This is a genomic window from Stutzerimonas chloritidismutans, assembly GCF_020783375.1.
Taxonomy (GTDB): domain Bacteria; phylum Pseudomonadota; class Gammaproteobacteria; order Pseudomonadales; family Pseudomonadaceae; genus Stutzerimonas; species Stutzerimonas kunmingensis.
Map to the genome: position 1 here is coordinate 3,831,412 of NZ_CP086067.1, position 17,128 is coordinate 3,848,539.

Below are 17,128 nucleotides of genomic sequence, written 5' to 3' on the forward strand. Positions count from 1 at the left end.
CTCCACTAGCTGGAAAAGTTCGCTACGGTAGTGGAAACGTCGATAGGCTTACAAGCCGCGCGGCAGCGTCAGGCCCGCCACATGGCGGACCTGACTAACCGATCACAAGGTGGCCGGGAGATTGCGATCGAGCAGAACCACGCCCTGCTGGAATAGCCGATTGCTGCTTTCGGTATCACCCAGCTGAGCTAGTAGCCGCGCCAGCTCGGCACAGGTTTCCGGACGATGATCGAAGCGCAGACTCGCTTCCAGGTAATCACGCGCCTTGCCCCACAGCTCGTTGCGCAGGCTGATCCGCCCCAGCGCCAGCAGCAGCACCGGGTTCTGTGGATGATCCTTGAGCCAGCCTTCGGCGTGTGCGAGCTGGCGCGCCGGATCGCGGCCCTGCACCCTTCCATAGCGTTCGACCAGGCGATCATCAAACTGGCGTTTGATCGCCGTGTAGAGCACCTCTTCGGCCTTCACCTGGGCGCCGAGACGAGCGAGCCCATCCGCATACGCACGCACCACCAACGGCTCGCTGCGCAGCGCGCTGGGCACAGTCTGCCAGCGCTGGTTCAGCGCTTCGAGGCTGGTCTCGGCAGGCAGTTCGGACGGCTGACCGGCCTGTTCCACCGCGGCAGTCCAGGCCAGCACTTCCAACTCGTTCAGGCGTGCCGGTGGCAGCACGCGGTGCTTGCGCAGCTCCGGCAGCAACCGGCACAGCGCCGACCAGTCCTCCAGCTGCACGTAGAGTTGCTGGAGCAAGGTAAGAACGTAAGGGTGACGCGGATGATCGTTTTGCAGGTCACCAAGCGATGCGCGCGCCTCGACATACTGGCCGCGGGCGATCTGCAGCTGCGCCTGCGTCAGGCCGATCGCCAGCGCCGCCTCGGGCTCGCGCTCGCGCGCCTTCTGCAGCAGCTCGTCGCTCTGCGCATATTCACCCAGCTCATTGGCTGCGCGCGCAGCACCCAGGTAATGCACCAGCGGCTGCTGATCCTTTTCTGCCGCCAGCTGCAGATGCCCCAGCGCCGGCGCCCACTGCCCCTCGGCAAGCTCGCGCAACCCACGGCGAGAAGCCTTCTCCACCCGCCGGACGCGGTGCCGGCGCGACCAGGGGTTGACCAGCGCCCCGGAGACCTGCAGCAGCCCGAGCAACCAGTGCACCACCATGGCCACCAGCCAGAGGCAGCCGACCAGGGCGAGGAATACCCAGAAGCTGGATTCGTAACGGAACTGGTCGTAGGTGATCAGCACGTAGCCGGCACTCTGGCTGATTGCCCAGCCGAGAAAGCCCGCGATCGCCAGCAGAAGGATGAATACAAGAGCCAGACGTTTCATGTGCGCTGAGCCTCCTGCGCCTCACTCTCCGCCTCGGGCTGAGCCGGCGAATCTGAGGATTCAGACGATTCCGGCGCTTGCGCCTCATCGCCGCGCTCACGCTTCTGCACGTAGCCCTGCAGCGCCTGCAATGCTGGCGCGAGATCAGGCAGGGTCACCTCCACCTCGCGCCGTGACAGCTCGTCGAGACGCTTGCGCAGGCCACTCGCCTGGCCATTGTCTTCGCTGAAGTGATCCTTGAGCACAGAGCTGGCCTGCTCCAGCGACTGCCGGTAGACCTCGGCATTGCCATTGAGCACCGCCCACTGGGCCTGCTCGATGGCCAGCGAAAGGGCCAGTCGCACCTGCCCCAGGGTCTGCCCGGCGAGCAGCGGCTTGACGTCGCCACTGGCATCGAACTCCACACGCACATAGCGCGTCAGCTCGTTCAGCCAGCGCTGCCAGCGGCTGTCCTGCGCGCTTTCCGACTGCGCCTCGCCATTGACGAACTCCGGTGCCAGCGCGCTGAGCTGAGCGGTTTGCCCGCGCAAGGCGCCGAGCTGCAGAAACAGCCCGGTGCGATCGAGCTCCGGCAGGCTGCGCAGGGCTTCGAGCCCTTCCAGCAGTTTCTGCCGCGTGCTGTAGGCACCGGGGTCGTCCTGCTTCTGCAGAATCAGGTCAGCTTCGTGCACCAGCATCTCGGCGCTGTTCACGTCCTGCATGGCTGAGAGCTGCAGCATCGCCATGCGCAGCAGGTGTTCGGCCTCGGCCAGGCGCCACTCTTCGCGACTGGCACCGAGCACCTGCTCGACACGCCCGGAAAGGCGCTGTTGATCGCTCTGCAATGTCGCCAGCAAGCGCCGCCGCTCCTCCAGCTCGCTAGCCGAAGGCAGCTGCTCCAGCCGGCCCAGACGTGCCGCCAGCTCACGCTCACGCTCGGCCAGCTGGCGAGTCTTCTCATCGGCACTCTGCAGGGCTTCGAGCTGACGATCCTCGTCGGCGCCAAGCTGCTGCAGCTGCCAGACGCCATAGCCGCCAAGCGCCACACCGCCGAGGCCGACCAGCAAGGCCAGAGCCGCAAGAGACTTCCCGCCACCGCTGGACGCCGGCCTGGATGGCGCAGGCTTGGCGGGTTTGACCGGATCAACAGCGGGGGTCGGCTCACTGGCGGGGGGTTGCAGCGGTTCTTTCTTGGAATCTGCTTCGCTCACGTTTCCATCCTTTGCTTCAGGAGGCGGCCACCGCGGTTTCCCGCAACGCCGCCAGCAAGGCCGCGACGCTGGCGCCGCGGCAATCCACAATTCGTTTGGCGCCCAACTGCCGAGCCATCTCCGCTACCCGCGGACTGGGTACGAACAAGGGTAGCTCAAGCAATTCAGGCCAGGTATCGGCCGCCAGCTCACGCAGCGACAGCAAACCCTGCCCACTGCTGACCACCAGGCCGTTGAGCCGTTCCGAGCGGAGCGTGGCGGCGAGCGTTCCCGCGGGGTAATCGGGCAAGTAGCGCCGGTACAGCTCGAGGATATCCACCTGCACCCCGCGCGCGCGCAATGTCTCGGCGAGCAGCTCGCGACCGCCCTCCCCGCGCAGGATCAGCACCTTCGGATCGGGTCGGGCCAACGCCTCGCCGAGCCGCGGCAGCGCCAGCAGCGCCTCGCTGTCGTCGCCGCGCTCCGGCCAGCTGGCGTCCAGTCCGTAGTCGGCGAGTATCGCGCCGGTGGCGGCACCGACGCTGAACCAGGCTGGGCCGAGCGGAGGTTGCGGCCAATAGCGATCGAGTAGCTCGATACCCAGCCGGGCCGCCGGCTTGCTGACCACAATGACCGCGCAGTAGCGATCCAGCTCGAGAACCGTCGCGCGCTGCTCGGCGGTTTCCGGCAAGGGTTCGATCGCCAGCAGCGGCAGGCTGGCACTGTGAATCCCTGCTTCAGCCAATACCGCCGCAACCGCGCCACACTCCTCGGCCGGCCGGGTCAGCAGCAGACGCCAGCTGGTCACGCGTGACCAGCCTCGCCGTAGACTGCCTGGAGAATCTGCTCCGCGCCCTGATCCAGCAGCGCTTCGGCAACCTGCACACCCAGCGCCTCGGCATCGGCGGCGGGCGCACGGCCCTCGGCGCGCAGCAGCACGGTGCCGTCCGGCTGGCCGACCAATCCGCGCAACCACAGCTGCTCGCCTTCGAGCACCGCGTAACAGGCGATCGGCACCTGGCAGCCGCCGTTCAAGCGCTTGTTCAAGGCGCGCTCGGCGACGACACGTGTCGCGGTCGGCGCGTGGTTCAGGCATTCCAGCAGCGCATGCAGTTCGCTGTCGGTGGTACGGCATTCGATGCCGACCGCACCCTGACCGCCGGCCGGCAGGCTCTCGTCGACGCTGATGCTGGAGCGGATGCGTTCACCGAAGCCAAGGCGGATCAGCCCGGCGGCAGCGAGAATGATGGCGTCGTACTCGCCAGCATCGAGCTTGGCCAGTCGGGTGTTAACGTTGCCGCGCAGGAACTGGATCTTCAGGTCCGGCCGACGTGCCAGCAGCTGCGCCTGACGGCGCAGCGACGAGGTGCCGACCACACTGCCGGGCGGCAGTGCATCGAGGTCGTCGAAATGATTGGAGACGAAGGCGTCGCGCGGGTCTTCGCGCTCGCAGATGCAGTACAGGCCTAGCCCTTCGGGAAACTCCATCGGCACATCCTTCATGGAGTGCACGGCGATGTCCGCTTCGTTCTCCATCAGCGCCGTTTCCAGCTCCTTGACGAACAGGCCCTTGCCGCCGATCTTCGCCAGCGGCGCGTCAAGCAGCTTGTCGCCGCGGCTGACCATCGGCACCAGGCTGACCTTCAGCCCTGGGTGCGACGCCTCCAGGCGCGCCTTGACGTATTCGGCCTGCCACAGGGCCAGGGCACTCTTGCGGGTAGCGATGCGAATTTCGCGAGACATGGGCAATTCCAGAACAGTGAATTGCCGGCGATGATAACAGGCCGGACAACCAGCCTGGGTTGGCCGGAATCAAGTAAAAGGTGGTGTCACGCCACCGCGCCAGCGCCCGCCAGCTGCACGAGCTGACGGCCTCCAACGCAGCGAACCGTACTGGTTCAGAGGTTCTGCATCAGCTTGCGCACACCGGCCACATGGCGACGGCTCACCGTCAGCGCCTCACCCTCGAGCCCCTTGAGGAACAGCTGGAAATGCCCGAGCGGCGTGCGCTGCAGGCGCTCGATACGATCACGGAACACCAGCGCGTTGCGGTGAATACGCACGAAGCGCTCGCCGAACTCGTCTTCCAAAGACTTCAACGGCTCGTCCAGCAGCACCTCGCCACCGATATGGCGCAGGGTGACGTACTTGTGGTCGGCGATGAAGTAGATCACGTGGTCCAGCGGAATCAGCTCGATGCCCTTGCGGGTACGCGCGCTGATGTGGGTGCGTGGCCCGGCACCGGAAACCGCTGCCGGCCGGGTCAACGCAGCGAGCTGCACTCGGTTCGGCCGTTCCGCCTTCTTCAAGGCCTCGGTGAGGTGTTCCGGGCGCACCGGCTTGACCAGATAGCCAACCGCGCTGACCTGGAAAGCCTCCAGAGCAAATTCATCATGGGCAGTACAAAAGATCACGGCAGGCGGCGCATCCGTCTCGCAAAGCCTGGCTGCAACCTGCAGGCCATCTAGCCCCGGCATGCGGATATCCAGCAGCACGACATCAGGGCGCAGTTCCTCGATCAGCGTCAGTGCTTCTTCGCCATTGCTGGCAGCGGGCTCGAGGACACGATAGCCGTCGAGGTCACCTACCAGTCGGCTGAGGCGCTCGCGGGCTAGAGGTTCGTCATCGACAATCAGGACATTCATATAGATCTGGCTTCCTGCGTTTGTCTCGCACATGGATAGCGTAGACATGTGTAATGGCGGCCTTCACGGCGCTCCACGCTGAGACTCGCTAGCGGACCGAAAAGTGCCGCTAATCGTGCGTCGATGTTCTGCAGACCCTGCCGTGTCCCGCGTGAAGCCTGCGCTTGAGCGGTTTCGTCGAAGGGGTTGCTGACCACCAACTGAAACACGCCATCGACATAATCGGCGGTTACGCTCACCACACCTCCCTCGATACGGGGCTGGATGCCATACACCAGCGCATTCTCCAGCAACGGTTGCAGCGTCAGCTGCGGAATCGGCAGATCGTCCGGTACGCCGGCGACCTGCCAGTCCATCTGTAGACGGTCGCCCAGGCGATATTGTTCGATCGACAGGTAGCGCCGCGACAACTCCAGCTCTTCGCTCCAGGCCACCAACGTGCCGGGCCGCGCCAGGCTGGCACGGAACAGGTCCGACAGATCCAGCACCGCCTGCTCGGCCTTGACCGGATCGCTGGCCACCAGTGCGGCGATGCTGTTGAGGCTGTTGAACAGGAAATGCGGACGGATGCGCGCCTGCAGCGACTCGATCCGCGCCCGCAGCTCGGCCTGCTCCTGGCGGCGCCACTGACTCTGCAGATAGAAATAGCGTAGCAACAGCCCGGACATGATCAGGCTGATCAGCGCGTGACGCAGGTAGAGATTGACCTCCCCGTCGCGCGAAAGCGGGCCGCCGAGCTGGTAGATATCGGCCACCGCGGTGCAGGCCAGGGTCAGCCCGACCACCAGCGCGCAGCAGGCCAGCCCGGCGAAGGCGGTGCGCAGACGCGCCAGCACGGGCCGCAGCAGACACATGGTGCCGGCCGAGAGCAGCACGATCCACTGCACGAACAACGACGTCAGCGCCAGCCGCATCCAGTCAAAGCCCGGCTGCATCGGCTCAGCCAGCACCAGCACGAACACCAGCAACTCGGCGAGCAGGACCAGGCCAAGCAAGGCATCGGGCTGGCACAGCTCGGGGACGAAGAAGTCATCGGATACGGCAGTGGATTTCACGCGCTTCAGCCTGTGGTTTACCTGCCCGGCAGTTTCCTTGCACACCCGGTCAACGGCAAGCCGGGCGCCGGTCAGCCAAGTGGAATAATCCGGAATTGCCAGCCAGCTCACCCTTCGCCGCCGTAGCGGCGACGTCCCCGACAGCGGCGCCATCCCTGTTATCATCGCCGCCTTTCCTCAGCCTTCGGATTTCAGCGAGCGCATACATGAGCACCGACAAGACCAACCAGTCCTGGGGCGGCCGTTTCAGCGAGCCCGTCGACGCCTTCGTCGCCCGATTCACCGCCTCCGTCGAGTTCGACAAGCGCCTCTACCGCCACGACATCATGGGTTCGATCGCCCATGCGACGATGCTGGAAAAAGCCGGCGTGCTGAACGCCGATGAGCGTGACCAGATCATCGCCAATCTGAAAGACATCCAGGGCGAAATCGAAGCCGGCACCTTCGACTGGCGCGTCGACCTGGAAGACGTGCACATGAACATCGAAGCACGCCTGACCGACCGCATCGGAGTGACCGGCAAGAAGCTGCACACCGGCCGCTCGCGCAACGACCAGGTCGCCACCGACATCCGCCTGTGGCTGCGTGACGAAATCGACCTGATCCTCGGCGAAATCACCCGTCTTCAAGAAGGCCTGCTGGGTCTGGCGGAAGCCGAAGCGGACACCATCATGCCCGGCTTCACCCACCTGCAGACCGCGCAGCCGGTGACCTTCGGCCACCATCTGCTGGCCTGGTTCGAGATGCTCAGCCGCGACTACGAGCGCCTGGTCGACTGCCGCAAGCGCACCAACCGCATGCCGCTCGGCTCGGCCGCGCTGGCCGGCACCACCTATCCGATCCAGCGGGAAATCACCTGCGAACTGCTGGGTTTCGAAGCGATCTCCGGCAACTCGCTGGATGGCGTGTCCGATCGCGATTTCGCCATCGAATTCTGTTCCGCCGCCTCGGTGGCGATGATGCACCTGTCGCGCTTCTCCGAAGAGCTGGTGCTCTGGACCAGCGCTCAGTTCCAGTTCATCGACCTGCCGGATCGCTTCTGCACCGGCTCCTCGATCATGCCGCAGAAGAAGAACCCGGACGTACCCGAGCTGGTGCGCGGCAAGACCGGCCGCGTATTTGGCGCGCTGGCAGGCCTTCTGGTGCTGATGAAGGGCCAGCCGCTGGCCTACAACAAGGACAACCAGGAAGACAAGGAGCCGCTGTTCGACGCCGCCGACACCCTGCGCGACAGCCTGCGAGCTTTCGCCGACATGGTCCCGGCGATCAAACCCAGGCGCGAAATCATGCGCGAAGCGGCGCTGCGCGGCTTCTCCACCGCGACGGACCTGGCCGATTACCTGGTGCGCAAGGGCCTGCCGTTCCGCGACTGCCACGAGATCGTCGGCCACGCAGTGAAGTACGGAGTGCAGACCGGCAAGGACCTGGCCGAGATGAGCCTCGACGAGCTGCGCCAGTTCAGCGACCAGATCACTGACGACGTGTTTGCCGTGCTGACCCTGGAAGGCTCGGTCAACGCCCGCGACCATATCGGCGGCACCGCGCCGAACCAGGTGCGCGCCGCGGTGGCTCGTGGCAAGAATCTGCTGACGACCAGATGATCACGTCTGGCCGCCGTATTTCGGTGGTCGGCTGTTCAGGTGCCGGCAAGACCATGCTGTCGCGCCGTCTGGCGCAGCAGCTCGGTTATCGCCATATCGAGCTGGATGCCCTGTTCCATCAACCGGGCTGGCAGCCATTGCCCACCGAGCAGTTTCAGCAGGCGACCCGTGATGCGCTGCAGGGCGACGGCTGGGTCGCAGAAGGCAATTATTCAGCGGTGCGCCCGTTGGTGCGAGAGCGCTCGGACATGGTGATCTGGCTGGATCTGCCACGCCACAAGGTAATGCGCCAAGTCATCTGGCGCACCCTGCGACGCCTGGCCTGCCGTGAGGAGTTGTGGAATGGCAACCGCGAGCGCTGGAGCAATTTATTCAAATTGAACCCACGCCAATCCATCCTGGCTTGGTCGTGGACCCGCCACCCGGTTTACCGGCAGCGCTACGCCGAGGAAATGCGTAACGCACCGCCATCCTGCCGATACCTACGACTGGACTCACGGCAGGCCATCAACGCCTTTCTGGCGAACCTGTCGTCCCGTTAAACCTTATTGAGGGCCTGCCTGTAATGTCTCTGCACATTCGCCCCGCGGTTCGCGAAGACGCCGCGCTGATCCTGCGCTTCATCACCGACTTGGCCATCTACGAAAAGGCCGAGCACGAGGTCAAGACCGACGTCGCCGGCATCGAGAACAGCCTGTTCGCCGACGGCAGCACCGCACATGGCCTGATCTGCGAGCTGGACGGCGAGCCGATCGGTTATGCGGTGTATTTCTTCAACTACTCGACCTGGCTGGGCAAGCACGGTCTGTATCTGGAAGACCTTTACGTCACCCCGCAGCAGCGTGGCGTCGGCGCCGGCAAGGCGCTGCTGCGTTATCTGGCCAAACTGGCGGTGGCACGCGGCTGTGGGCGCTTCGAGTGGTCGGTGCTGGACTGGAATCAGCCAGCCATCGACTTCTACGAATCCATCGGCGCCAGGCCGCAGAACGAGTGGATCGGCTACCGCCTTGCCGGCGACGCACTGTCAGAGTTCGCGGCCGGTTGAGCAATCGTTCCAGCACGCCTGCGCCACCCGCCGCGGTGCCGCCGCGCAAAGCGCGCCTGCCCTTTGCCAATACCTGGTTCTTCCCAGCTGCCGCGCTCTACGCGGCGCTGATCCTGCCGTATTCGGTACTGGCACTACTTGGCCTGCTTCCCGCGTTGCCCGGGCTCGCCACATCCGCCGGTCACGCCCACGAAATGCTCTTCGGCTTTGCCCTGGCGGTGATCGCCGGCTACCTGCTCGGCCCGCAGCGACTGCGCTTTACCCTGACGCTGCTCGGCTGCTGGGCGCTGGCACGACTGAGCTTCCTGCTGTGGCCAGGCTCGTGGCTGGCACTGATCTGCGCCGCCGCCTTTGCCACCGGCCTTGCCTGGAAAGTGTTGCCGCGCTTTCTCGGCGCCGCGAAGAAATGGCGTAACCAGAGCGTCGCACCCGTGGTCGCCGGGCTGAGTCTGCTCAGCGCCATCGCCAGCGGCGGCTTTGGAGCTAGCTACGACCGCCTCATGCTGGAGGAGGCGCTGCTATTGCTCGCCACCCTGATGTTCTTCATGGGCGGACGGATCATCGCGCCAGCCATCGCCGGTTACGCGCAGAGCCGGGGATGGCGACTGGATGCGCGGGTGCAGCCGCAGATCGAAGGCGCCGTGCTGATCCTGCTCGGCCTCGCCCTGCTGTTGAATCTCCTGCCCTGGCCGCTGACCCGGCAACTCACCGGCGCCGTACTGGTCGCCGCTGCCGTACTCACGACCATCCGCCTGCTGCGCTGGCAACCCTGGCGCTGCGCGCGGCCGGAGTTGCTGACGCTGCTGCTCGGCTATGCCTGGCTCGCCATTGGCCTGCTATTGCTTGGCCTGGGTACGCTGCTACCGGCGCTGCCATTGAACGCAACGCTGCACGCCTTGACCGTCGGCGCGTTGGGCAGTCTGACTTTCGCGGTCATGGCCCGCACGCGGCTGATCTACCGTTTCCGCGATCCCGGGGCGCAGCCCTGGATACAGGGCGTGGCGTTGCTGATCACCCTGGCGGCGCTGGCTCGCGTGCTGCCCGCCCTGCTGAGTCAGCCTCACCCAGCCTGGCTGCTGCTCGCCGCCGGTTGCTGGTCGCTGGCCTTTCTGGCGCTGACCTTGCTGCTCTGGCGTTGTCGCGACGCGCACGCGGACAGCCCTCGCGGCAACGCTGACAACTGAGTCATCAACCGGAACTCTCACGCATTACGCTTGACCTACATGCAACCGCCGGCGACTCCTCCCATGTCCGCCGCCGCATTCGCCGAGGCCTGCATGACCGACCTGCGCACCCTGCTGCTGAACCAGGACACCCAGGGCGCCGAGCTCTTCGACTCGCCCAAGGAGCGCCTGACCTTCTACCGCTCCGAAATACATTTCGAGTCCTCGCTGCTGGCCGAACGCACCAGCGCCTACCTGTCGTCGCAGTCGTTCCTGATGATTGCCTTTGCCTCGTCGATGGCCAACAGCAACCCTGAATGGGGCGAGCTGTTCCGCCTGGTGGTGCCGGCGATTCTCTCGGTGCTTGGCCTCATCACATCGCTGCACGCGATGCCCGGCATCAAGTCCAATTTCGACGTCATCGAGCGCTGGCATCAGAAACAGTCCGAACTGCTGCAGCTCGAAGGCCGCGTCGGCATGCTTCCGAACAACGAATCGGCGCTGTTCGGCGAAGGCAGCAGCCCGGTCGGTGGGCCTCGCTACAAGCGCACCCTGCTGTTTTCGCTGCGCACGCCAATCATCTTTTCGCTGGTCTGGAGCGCATTTGGCCTGCTCTGCCTGGCCCTGAGCCTGATGGACTGACGCACCGCACACCGCAGCATTGCTCCACGTGGCAGCAGGTGCTTAGCTGGACGCATCCGTATGGAGGAACCCATGTCCGATTCAGACCGCCCCCGCTATCGCGTCGATGCTGATCGCCAGGCCGCCCAACGCCGGGTACGCTACGTCGAAACCAACCGCCCGGATGACGGCAGCTGCACGATCTGCCAGCTGGACGCAGAAAATCCGGCACCGCTCGACGAGACCCCCGCCATGGTGCAAGACAATCCCAGCAACGATGAAGATGAAGCCTTCGCCGAGTCGACCCTGATCCAGGCGATCGAGAACCAACTTGAAGCCGGCGAGCCCGCGGCTACCCAGGCCACGCTGAACAAGCTCACCCTGGTCGGCTACGAGCGGGACGAATGCCTGCAGATGATGGCGCTGGTCCTGGCCCATGAGATCCGCACGATGCTCAGCGAGGACCGTCCTTTCGACGGTGCCGCCTACGAGGCCATGCTGCGCCAGCTGCCGGAACTGCCGGAAGCATCCGAATAGGATCTGGATCAAGGCAGGGCCACCGACAGCATCTACACTCAGCAAACAGGGCATGAGCCCACCATCCGAGGAGCGAGCATGTCGTACACCCCTGAGCTGGTTGCCGAACTGGACGTACTCCGACAGTTCAATCTGGAAAATCTGCAGGAAGGGCTGAAGGTGCATCACGAAGCCAGCCCCGCCACCATCGCCGCTTTCGGCCGCCTCCACGCCAAGGGCCTGATCACCCAGGCCGACGGCGGTTACCTCACCAGCCTTGGCCGCGACGCGGCCGAACAGGCGCAAACGCTGCATACCATCCTCTCGGAAACCGTCACGGCCTGACATCGCCATGCCGTTCCGCTTCACCAGTCCAGGGCACGGATGACGCCGGCCCTGGCCGTTGGTCGCTCACTGCAGGCAAACTTGCACCGCACCTCAAGCCGCACGCCGATTGGCCGATGAACAGGGGTTAGCCTCGCCTGCACGAACCACAATGACCCGCACCCAACACATCCACCCGATTCTCGAAGAAGGCATCGACCGCAAGGTGCTGACCACGCTGCGGGCGCGCTTTCTCGCGGTCAACTCGGCACGCCTGGAGCGGGCCCTGCAGGCCATGTCGACGCGCCAGCAGCAGGTGCTGAAGTTGCTGCCGCTGCTGTTTCACGTCAACCATCCAATTCTCCCCGGCTATGTCTCGGCGACTACCCCTGCCGGACTCGCGCACTTCGTGCCGGACGCCGAACAGCTCGCCGAAGCACAGCGCCTGAGCCGCTCGTTCGCCTACAAGTCGGCGCGCGGAAAACTGCCGCAGCCGATACTCGGCCTGTTCCTCATGGGCAGCCTCGGCACCGTGGCGCAGGACGAACACAGCGATCTGGACGTGTGGGTCTGCCACGACCCCGCCCTGGACGCCGGCCAGATCGAGGAGCTGCGCCGCAAGTGCGAACTGCTGCAAGCCTGGGCGGCGAGCCAGGGCAGCGAAGCGCACTTCTTTCTGGTCGATCCGCAACGATTCACCCATGGCCAGCGCGAAGCCAGGCTGACCTCCGATGACTGTGGCACCACCCAGCACTACCTGCTGCTCGACGAGTTCTACCGTACGGCGCTCTGGCTCGGCGGGCGCACCCCGCTCTGGTGGCTGGTGCCGGACTACGAGGAGCACCGCTACGACGAGTATGTGGCGACGCTGCTGGCCAAGCGTTTCGTGCGCGCCGACGAAGTACTCGACCTCGGCCACCTGGGCCAGGTGCCGCCCGGCGAGTTCGTCGGCGCCGGACTCTGGCAGCTCTACAAGGCCATAGCCTCGCCCTACAAATCGCTGTTCAAGCTGCTGCTGGTGGAGGTCTACGCCAGTCAGTATCCGCAGCTGCGCTGCCTGGCGCTGGACTTCAAACAGGCCATCTATCAAGGGCGGTTCGATCTGAACGAGCTCGACCCGTATATCGCTGCCTACCTTGCCATCGAGCATTACCTCGGCGCGCGCGGCGACCACGAGCGCCTGGAGCTGGCGCGGCGCTGCCTGTACCTGAAGATCAATCGACCGCTGAGCCGGCCGCCGGTCAACCGCAACAAGAGCTGGCAGCGCAGCCTGCTTGAGCAGCTGACCCACGACTGGCATTGGGACGAGCGGCAGTTCGCACTGCTCGACAACCGTGGCCACTGGAAAGTGCGTCAGGTCAGCCAGGAACGTCGCGTGCTGGTCAACGAACTGACCTACGGCTATCGCTTTCTCAGCGACTTCACCCGACGCCTTCAGGCCACCAGTCCGCTCACCAGTCGCGACCTCGGCGTACTGGGTCGTCGCCTGTACGCCGCGATCGAACGCAAGGCCGGCAAGGTCGAGGTGGTCAATCTTGGTATCTCGCCGGATATGGCTGAACACAGCCTGACCCTGGTGCACGATTACGACGCTGCGGGCGATGTGCGCTGGTCGCTCTATCAGGGCCAGCTCACCGCGCCGGAACTGAGCAATTTCGCCCCATTGAAGCGCTCTCGCGAGCTGGTCGCGCTGCTGGCCTGGTGTCACCGCAACGGCGTGGTGGATGTCAGCACCCACCTGTCCCTGTTCCCTGGCGACAGCGGCCTTAGCGAAGCGGAACTGTTCGCCCTGTTCAGCGACCTGCGCCGTGCGCTGCCGATGCCGCTATGCCCGGTGGACGAAGAAGCGCTACTGGCCGCGAGCAAACCAAGCCGGGTGCTGCTGCTGATCAACATCGGCCTGGACCCCACCCAGCAAGCCCCAACAGCATCTGCCATCGGCGAGCAGTCGATGCTGAACGCGGCGCCAGAAAGCCTGGTGCTGAGCGTGGACCAGGTCACGCTCAACAGCTGGAACGAGATGCTGGTGACCCGCTACGAAGGGCCGAAGGCGCTGCCGCTGTGCCTGCGCGATTATCTGGATAGCCTCGAGCGGGTCGTGCAGGCACCGCAACTGCAGGTCTTCTGCTTCGCCCGCAATCGCGGACAGGCCATCGCGCGGCGGGTCGAGCAGATATTCGAGGATGCCCGCCAGAGCCTTGCCAGCGTCGCTCATGGACGCTACCTGCTTCAGGTTCGCCAGCATTTCCACATGCTGCAGCGCGACGCTGACGCGCTGCGTCTCACCCACCTGAGCGATCGCGCCGCACTGCTCGAACACCTTGGCGAGGCTCACCACGCCTACAGCCCGCTCCGTCTCGATCGTGCGGCGCTGGACGGTGACGATCTGGCGCTGATTCTTGCGCAAGGCCGCCCGGGATGCCTGCAGGTGTTCTACCGCACGGCCGGGGAAATCGCCGAACTCAGCGTGCTCGATGAATGCAATGCCCTCTGGCGCCAGCAGCTGCCCTATCGCGACGAGCGCACCCTGCTGCGCCCGCTGATGCGCTTTCTCGAGTCGATGCTGTATCGGCGTAACGCGCAGCAGCCCGGCCAAAGCCAGGAGCTGGTCGACCCGGCGATCCTCTTCTACCGCATTCAACCCGGACAAGACGCGCGACCGGCACAACTGGAACGAAGACCGGCGCCCCAGGGCGAGGTCAACGATCCGTTCTACGACGTGCAGGCGATTGTCGAAGCGGGCGAAAACGGTCGCTCGCAGGTCACCCTGTACTGTAACCATCAGGAGTTTTCCGGCCTGGAATATGGGGCCGAGCTGTTCGCCGCCGTGACACGCACGATCATTTCCCGACGCCGCGACGGCGAACGCTACCCCTGCTACATCACCGACCTCGACCTCACCGGCCTGCACGGCAGCGGACGCAGCCAGACGGTCCAGTACCTGCGCTACAAGGCGCGCCTGGAGGCGGCGCTGAACGCGGCAATGGAGTCATAAGAGGGCGCTGACGGGGCTTCAGCCAGCGTCTCGACGAGGTTCCGGCCTGACGAACCAGCTGCATTGCGCAGTGGCTATCCAACGCTTTTCGCGCCAACAAAGGCAGAGCTGCGGAAAGCTGCTACCAGCCCGATCGCAGCGGCGGCCAGGCTGATCATCTCGCAAGCGTCGCCCGTCAGAACGGATCGCCTGCCGCTTCGGGCTGGTATTCGATCGCGAGCAGGGTGAGCTTGATCATCTTGCCGGATGGAGTCGGCCAGTCGATGTGCTGGCCGACACTCATGCCCAGCAGCGCCGTACCGACCGGTGCGAGGACGGACACGGTGCCTTCCTTGCCAGCGTCGTGGGGATAGACCAGCGTCAGGTGGTAGTCCTTGCCCGTGCCTTCGTCGCGGCAGTGCACGCGCGAATTCATGGTCACGACGCCCGCAGGCATCTCGCTGCGTTCCACGATCTGCGCCCGCGACAGTTCCTGCTCGAGCGCTTCGGCGGCCGGACCGTAGTCGTCCAGACTGTCGAGCAGCCGCTCAAGGCGCTGCAGATCGAGTTGGGTAAGGATGATCGGCGGTGCACTGGTCATGGGTTCTGGCAAGCTCCTGCGAAAAAATAAAACACGAAAAAAGCAAAACCCCGCCCGAAGGCGGGGTTTTGTTGACCTGCGAAGACACTATCACAGCAGCCCGAATAAGCAAGGGCCCCACCGGCAGCGCCCGGCCCGCGGGGGCTGCACGCAGATTGCGTCAGATATCCTCGAATTCCAGCGCTTCGCCGCCCTGCTCCAGCGTCACCCGCGAGAGCAGCTCTCCGAGGCGCTCGCCGCTTGCATCGCACAGCCACAGCTGGCTGCCTTCGTCGTAGTCGAAATGAAAGCCGCCGGAGCGCGCCGCGACCCACAGCTGGCGCAACGCGGGCTGGCGGCTGAGGATCAGCTGACTGCCGTTATCGAAGCGCACGGTCAGCACACCACCGGAGTTCTCCAGGTCGACGTCCAGACTGGTGTCATCGAATACGTCCTCGACGCTCTCCTGCACAGCATCGACCAGATCGTGATAACGGGCTTCGCTCAGGCTCATGCAACACTTCCTCGAATTGTTCTGCACGCGACGCGGGCCGCATGCGATGGCGGCGAGCTTAGCAGGGCGCAGCCGGATCAAGCGAGCCGCCCGCCAGCACGGCCGCCGTGTGACGTGCTGCTCGCATAGGCAATCCGCCGGGTGCTGGGTATACTCCGGCGATTAGATTTTTCAAGGATTCCAGTCCCCATGAAGCGCCTTCTGCTTCCCTTCATCGCACTCGCCGTCTTCGCCGCCGCGCTCAGCGGTTGTGGCCAGAAAGGTCCGCTGTACCTGCCGGATGACGAGAAAACCGTCAAAGAACGTTCCAAAGACCGTTTCGAACTCTAAAGGAGGCTGTTCATGGAGGCCTTCTCGTACCGCGACGGTCAACTCTTCGCGGAAGGCGTGGCACTGCCCGCACTTGCGCAACGCTTCGGCACCCCGACCTACGTCTATTCCCGCGCGCACATCGAAGCCCAATACCGGGCCTATGCCGATGCGCTGGATGGCATGCCGCATCTGGTCTGCTTCGCCGTCAAAGCCAATTCGAACCTGGGCGTGCTGAACGTCCTGGCACGTCTCGGCGCCGGTTTCGACATCGTCTCGCGCGGTGAGCTGGAGCGCGTACTGGCCGCCGGCGGACAGCCGGACCGTATCGTCTTCTCTGGCGTCGGCAAGACCCGTGACGACATGCGCCGAGCGCTGGAAGTCGGCGTGCACTGCTTCAACGTGGAATCCACCGATGAACTGGAGCGCCTGCAGCAGGTCGCCGCCGAGCTTGGCAAAAAGGCGCCGGTGTCGCTACGGGTCAATCCGGACGTCGATGCCGGCACCCACCCGTACATTTCCACAGGTCTCAAAGAGAACAAGTTCGGCATCGATATCGACAATGCCGAGGCGGTCTACGCCCGTGCCGCCGAGCTGCCGAACCTGGAAGTGGTCGGTGTCGACTGCCATATCGGTTCGCAGCTGACCAGCCTGCCGCCTTTCCTCGATGCCCTCGACCGCCTGCTCGCACTGACCGAGCGCCTCGCCGCACGCGGCATCCAGATTCGTCACCTTGACCTCGGTGGCGGCCTCGGCGTGCGTTACCGCGACGAGCAGCCACCTTTGGCCGGTGACTACATCCAGGCCGTGCGCCAGCGCATCGAAGGCCGCGGGCTGGCGCTGGTGTTCGAGCCAGGCCGCTCCATCGTCGCCAACGCCGGCGTGCTGCTGACCCGCGTGGAATACCTCAAGCACACCGCGCACAAGGATTTCGCCATCGTCGATGCGGCGATGAACGACCTGATCCGTCCGGCGCTGTACCAGGCGTGGATGAACGTCATCGCGGTGCAGCCGCACGAAGGCGATACGCGTCGCTACGACATCGTCGGACCGATCTGCGAAACCGGCGACTTCCTCGCCAAGGATCGTGAGCTGGCGCTGGTCGAGGGCGACCTGCTGGCGGTGTGTTCGGCCGGTGCCTACGGCTTCGTCATGAGCTCCAACTACAACACCCGCGGCCGCGCCGCCGAGGTGCTGGTGGACGGTGACCAGGCCTTCGAAGTGCGCCGTCGCGAGAGCGTTCAGGAGCTATACGCCGGCGAAAGCCTGCTGCCCACTTGAGGCCAAGA

General features: G+C 64.9%; 18 protein-coding genes. 10 read left to right on the forward strand and 8 right to left on the reverse strand.

Going from position 1 to position 17,128, the window contains the following annotated elements; genetic code table 11:
• Window positions 1-102: 102 nt before the first annotated feature.
• From LLJ08_RS17980 to LLJ08_RS18005, 6 genes are all read right to left on the reverse strand, one after another.
• Window positions 103-1,323 carry a heme biosynthesis HemY N-terminal domain-containing protein gene (locus tag LLJ08_RS17980; RefSeq protein ID WP_228207601.1) on the reverse strand — a complete coding sequence of 407 codons (1,221 nt, stop codon included), beginning with the start codon at window positions 1,321-1,323 and terminating at the stop codon, window positions 103-105.
• Window positions 1,320-2,513 (reverse strand): uroporphyrinogen-III C-methyltransferase, encoded by a 1,194-nt coding sequence (locus LLJ08_RS17985; RefSeq protein ID WP_228207602.1) that lies wholly within the window; start codon window positions 2,511-2,513, stop codon window positions 1,320-1,322. Before LLJ08_RS17985 ends, LLJ08_RS17980 begins: the two co-directional genes overlap by 4 nt.
• Window positions 2,514-2,529: 16 nt before the next feature.
• Window positions 2,530-3,300, reverse strand: coding sequence for a uroporphyrinogen-III synthase (locus tag LLJ08_RS17990; RefSeq protein WP_125877003.1), 771 nt, complete (start codon window positions 3,298-3,300; stop codon window positions 2,530-2,532).
• Window positions 3,297-4,235 carry a hydroxymethylbilane synthase gene (hemC, locus tag LLJ08_RS17995; protein ID WP_014821749.1) on the reverse strand — a complete coding sequence of 313 codons (939 nt, stop codon included), beginning with the start codon at window positions 4,233-4,235 and terminating at the stop codon, window positions 3,297-3,299. Before hemC ends, LLJ08_RS17990 begins: the two co-directional genes overlap by 4 nt.
• Window positions 4,236-4,390: 155 nt before the next feature.
• Window positions 4,391-5,137: a LytR/AlgR family response regulator transcription factor gene (locus tag LLJ08_RS18000; RefSeq protein WP_014821750.1), complete on the reverse strand. Its 747-nt coding sequence runs from the start codon at window positions 5,135-5,137 to the stop codon at window positions 4,391-4,393.
• Window positions 5,134-6,192 (reverse strand): sensor histidine kinase, encoded by a 1,059-nt coding sequence (locus LLJ08_RS18005; RefSeq protein ID WP_041015348.1) that lies wholly within the window; start codon window positions 6,190-6,192, stop codon window positions 5,134-5,136. The genes LLJ08_RS18000 and LLJ08_RS18005 overlap by 4 nt, the downstream gene beginning before the upstream one ends.
• A 206-nt stretch (window positions 6,193-6,398) precedes the next feature.
• Between LLJ08_RS18005 and argH the strand changes: the two genes are divergently transcribed.
• From argH to LLJ08_RS18045, 8 genes are all read left to right on the forward strand, one after another.
• Window positions 6,399-7,793 (forward strand): argininosuccinate lyase, encoded by a 1,395-nt coding sequence (gene argH / locus LLJ08_RS18010; RefSeq protein ID WP_228207603.1) that lies wholly within the window; start codon window positions 6,399-6,401, stop codon window positions 7,791-7,793.
• Window positions 7,790-8,335 (forward strand): AAA family ATPase, encoded by a 546-nt coding sequence (locus LLJ08_RS18015; RefSeq protein ID WP_014821753.1) that lies wholly within the window; start codon window positions 7,790-7,792, stop codon window positions 8,333-8,335. Before argH ends, LLJ08_RS18015 begins: the two co-directional genes overlap by 4 nt.
• A gap of 23 nt (window positions 8,336-8,358) precedes the next feature.
• Window positions 8,359-8,838, forward strand: coding sequence for a GNAT family N-acetyltransferase (locus tag LLJ08_RS18020; protein ID WP_228207604.1), 480 nt, complete (start codon window positions 8,359-8,361; stop codon window positions 8,836-8,838).
• Window positions 8,839-8,873: 35 nt separating this feature from the next.
• Window positions 8,874-10,022: an NnrS family protein gene (locus LLJ08_RS18025; protein WP_228208958.1), complete on the forward strand. Its 1,149-nt coding sequence runs from the start codon at window positions 8,874-8,876 to the stop codon at window positions 10,020-10,022.
• A 93-nt stretch (window positions 10,023-10,115) separates the two neighbouring features.
• Window positions 10,116-10,643 carry a hypothetical protein gene (locus LLJ08_RS18030; protein WP_228208959.1) on the forward strand — a complete coding sequence of 176 codons (528 nt, stop codon included), beginning with the start codon at window positions 10,116-10,118 and terminating at the stop codon, window positions 10,641-10,643.
• Between the two features lie 72 nt (window positions 10,644-10,715).
• On the forward strand, window positions 10,716-11,159 hold the full coding sequence (locus tag LLJ08_RS18035; RefSeq protein ID WP_228207605.1) for a hypothetical protein: 444 nt from the start codon (window positions 10,716-10,718) through the stop codon (window positions 11,157-11,159).
• Window positions 11,160-11,237: 78 nt separating this feature from the next.
• Window positions 11,238-11,483 (forward strand): TIGR02647 family protein, encoded by a 246-nt coding sequence (locus LLJ08_RS18040; protein WP_014821758.1) that lies wholly within the window; start codon window positions 11,238-11,240, stop codon window positions 11,481-11,483.
• Window positions 11,484-11,634: 151 nt separating this feature from the next.
• On the forward strand, window positions 11,635-14,457 hold the full coding sequence (locus tag LLJ08_RS18045) for a class I adenylate cyclase (RefSeq protein ID WP_228207606.1): 2,823 nt from the start codon (window positions 11,635-11,637) through the stop codon (window positions 14,455-14,457).
• Window positions 14,458-14,632: 175 nt separating this feature from the next.
• On the opposite strand, the gene rnk is transcribed toward LLJ08_RS18045, so the two are convergent.
• A complete protein-coding gene (rnk, locus tag LLJ08_RS18050) occupies window positions 14,633-15,037 on the reverse strand; it encodes a nucleoside diphosphate kinase regulator (RefSeq protein ID WP_014821760.1) in 405 nt (134 codons plus the stop codon).
• 160 nt (window positions 15,038-15,197) lie between these two features.
• The gene (gene cyaY, locus LLJ08_RS18055; protein WP_003301128.1) at window positions 15,198-15,530 is read right to left on the reverse strand and encodes an iron donor protein CyaY; all 333 of its coding nucleotides are present in this window, start codon (window positions 15,528-15,530) and stop codon (window positions 15,198-15,200) included.
• A gap of 189 nt (window positions 15,531-15,719) precedes the next feature.
• On the opposite strand from cyaY, the gene lptM reads away from it, so the two are divergent.
• Both lptM and lysA read left to right on the forward strand, forming a co-directional pair.
• Window positions 15,720-15,860 carry an LPS translocon maturation chaperone LptM gene (gene lptM, locus LLJ08_RS18060; RefSeq protein WP_014821761.1) on the forward strand — a complete coding sequence of 47 codons (141 nt, stop codon included), beginning with the start codon at window positions 15,720-15,722 and terminating at the stop codon, window positions 15,858-15,860.
• A 12-nt stretch (window positions 15,861-15,872) separates the two neighbouring features.
• Window positions 15,873-17,120, forward strand: coding sequence for a diaminopimelate decarboxylase (lysA, locus tag LLJ08_RS18065; protein ID WP_041015176.1), 1,248 nt, complete (start codon window positions 15,873-15,875; stop codon window positions 17,118-17,120).
• The last annotated feature ends 8 nt before the right edge of the window (window positions 17,121-17,128 follow it).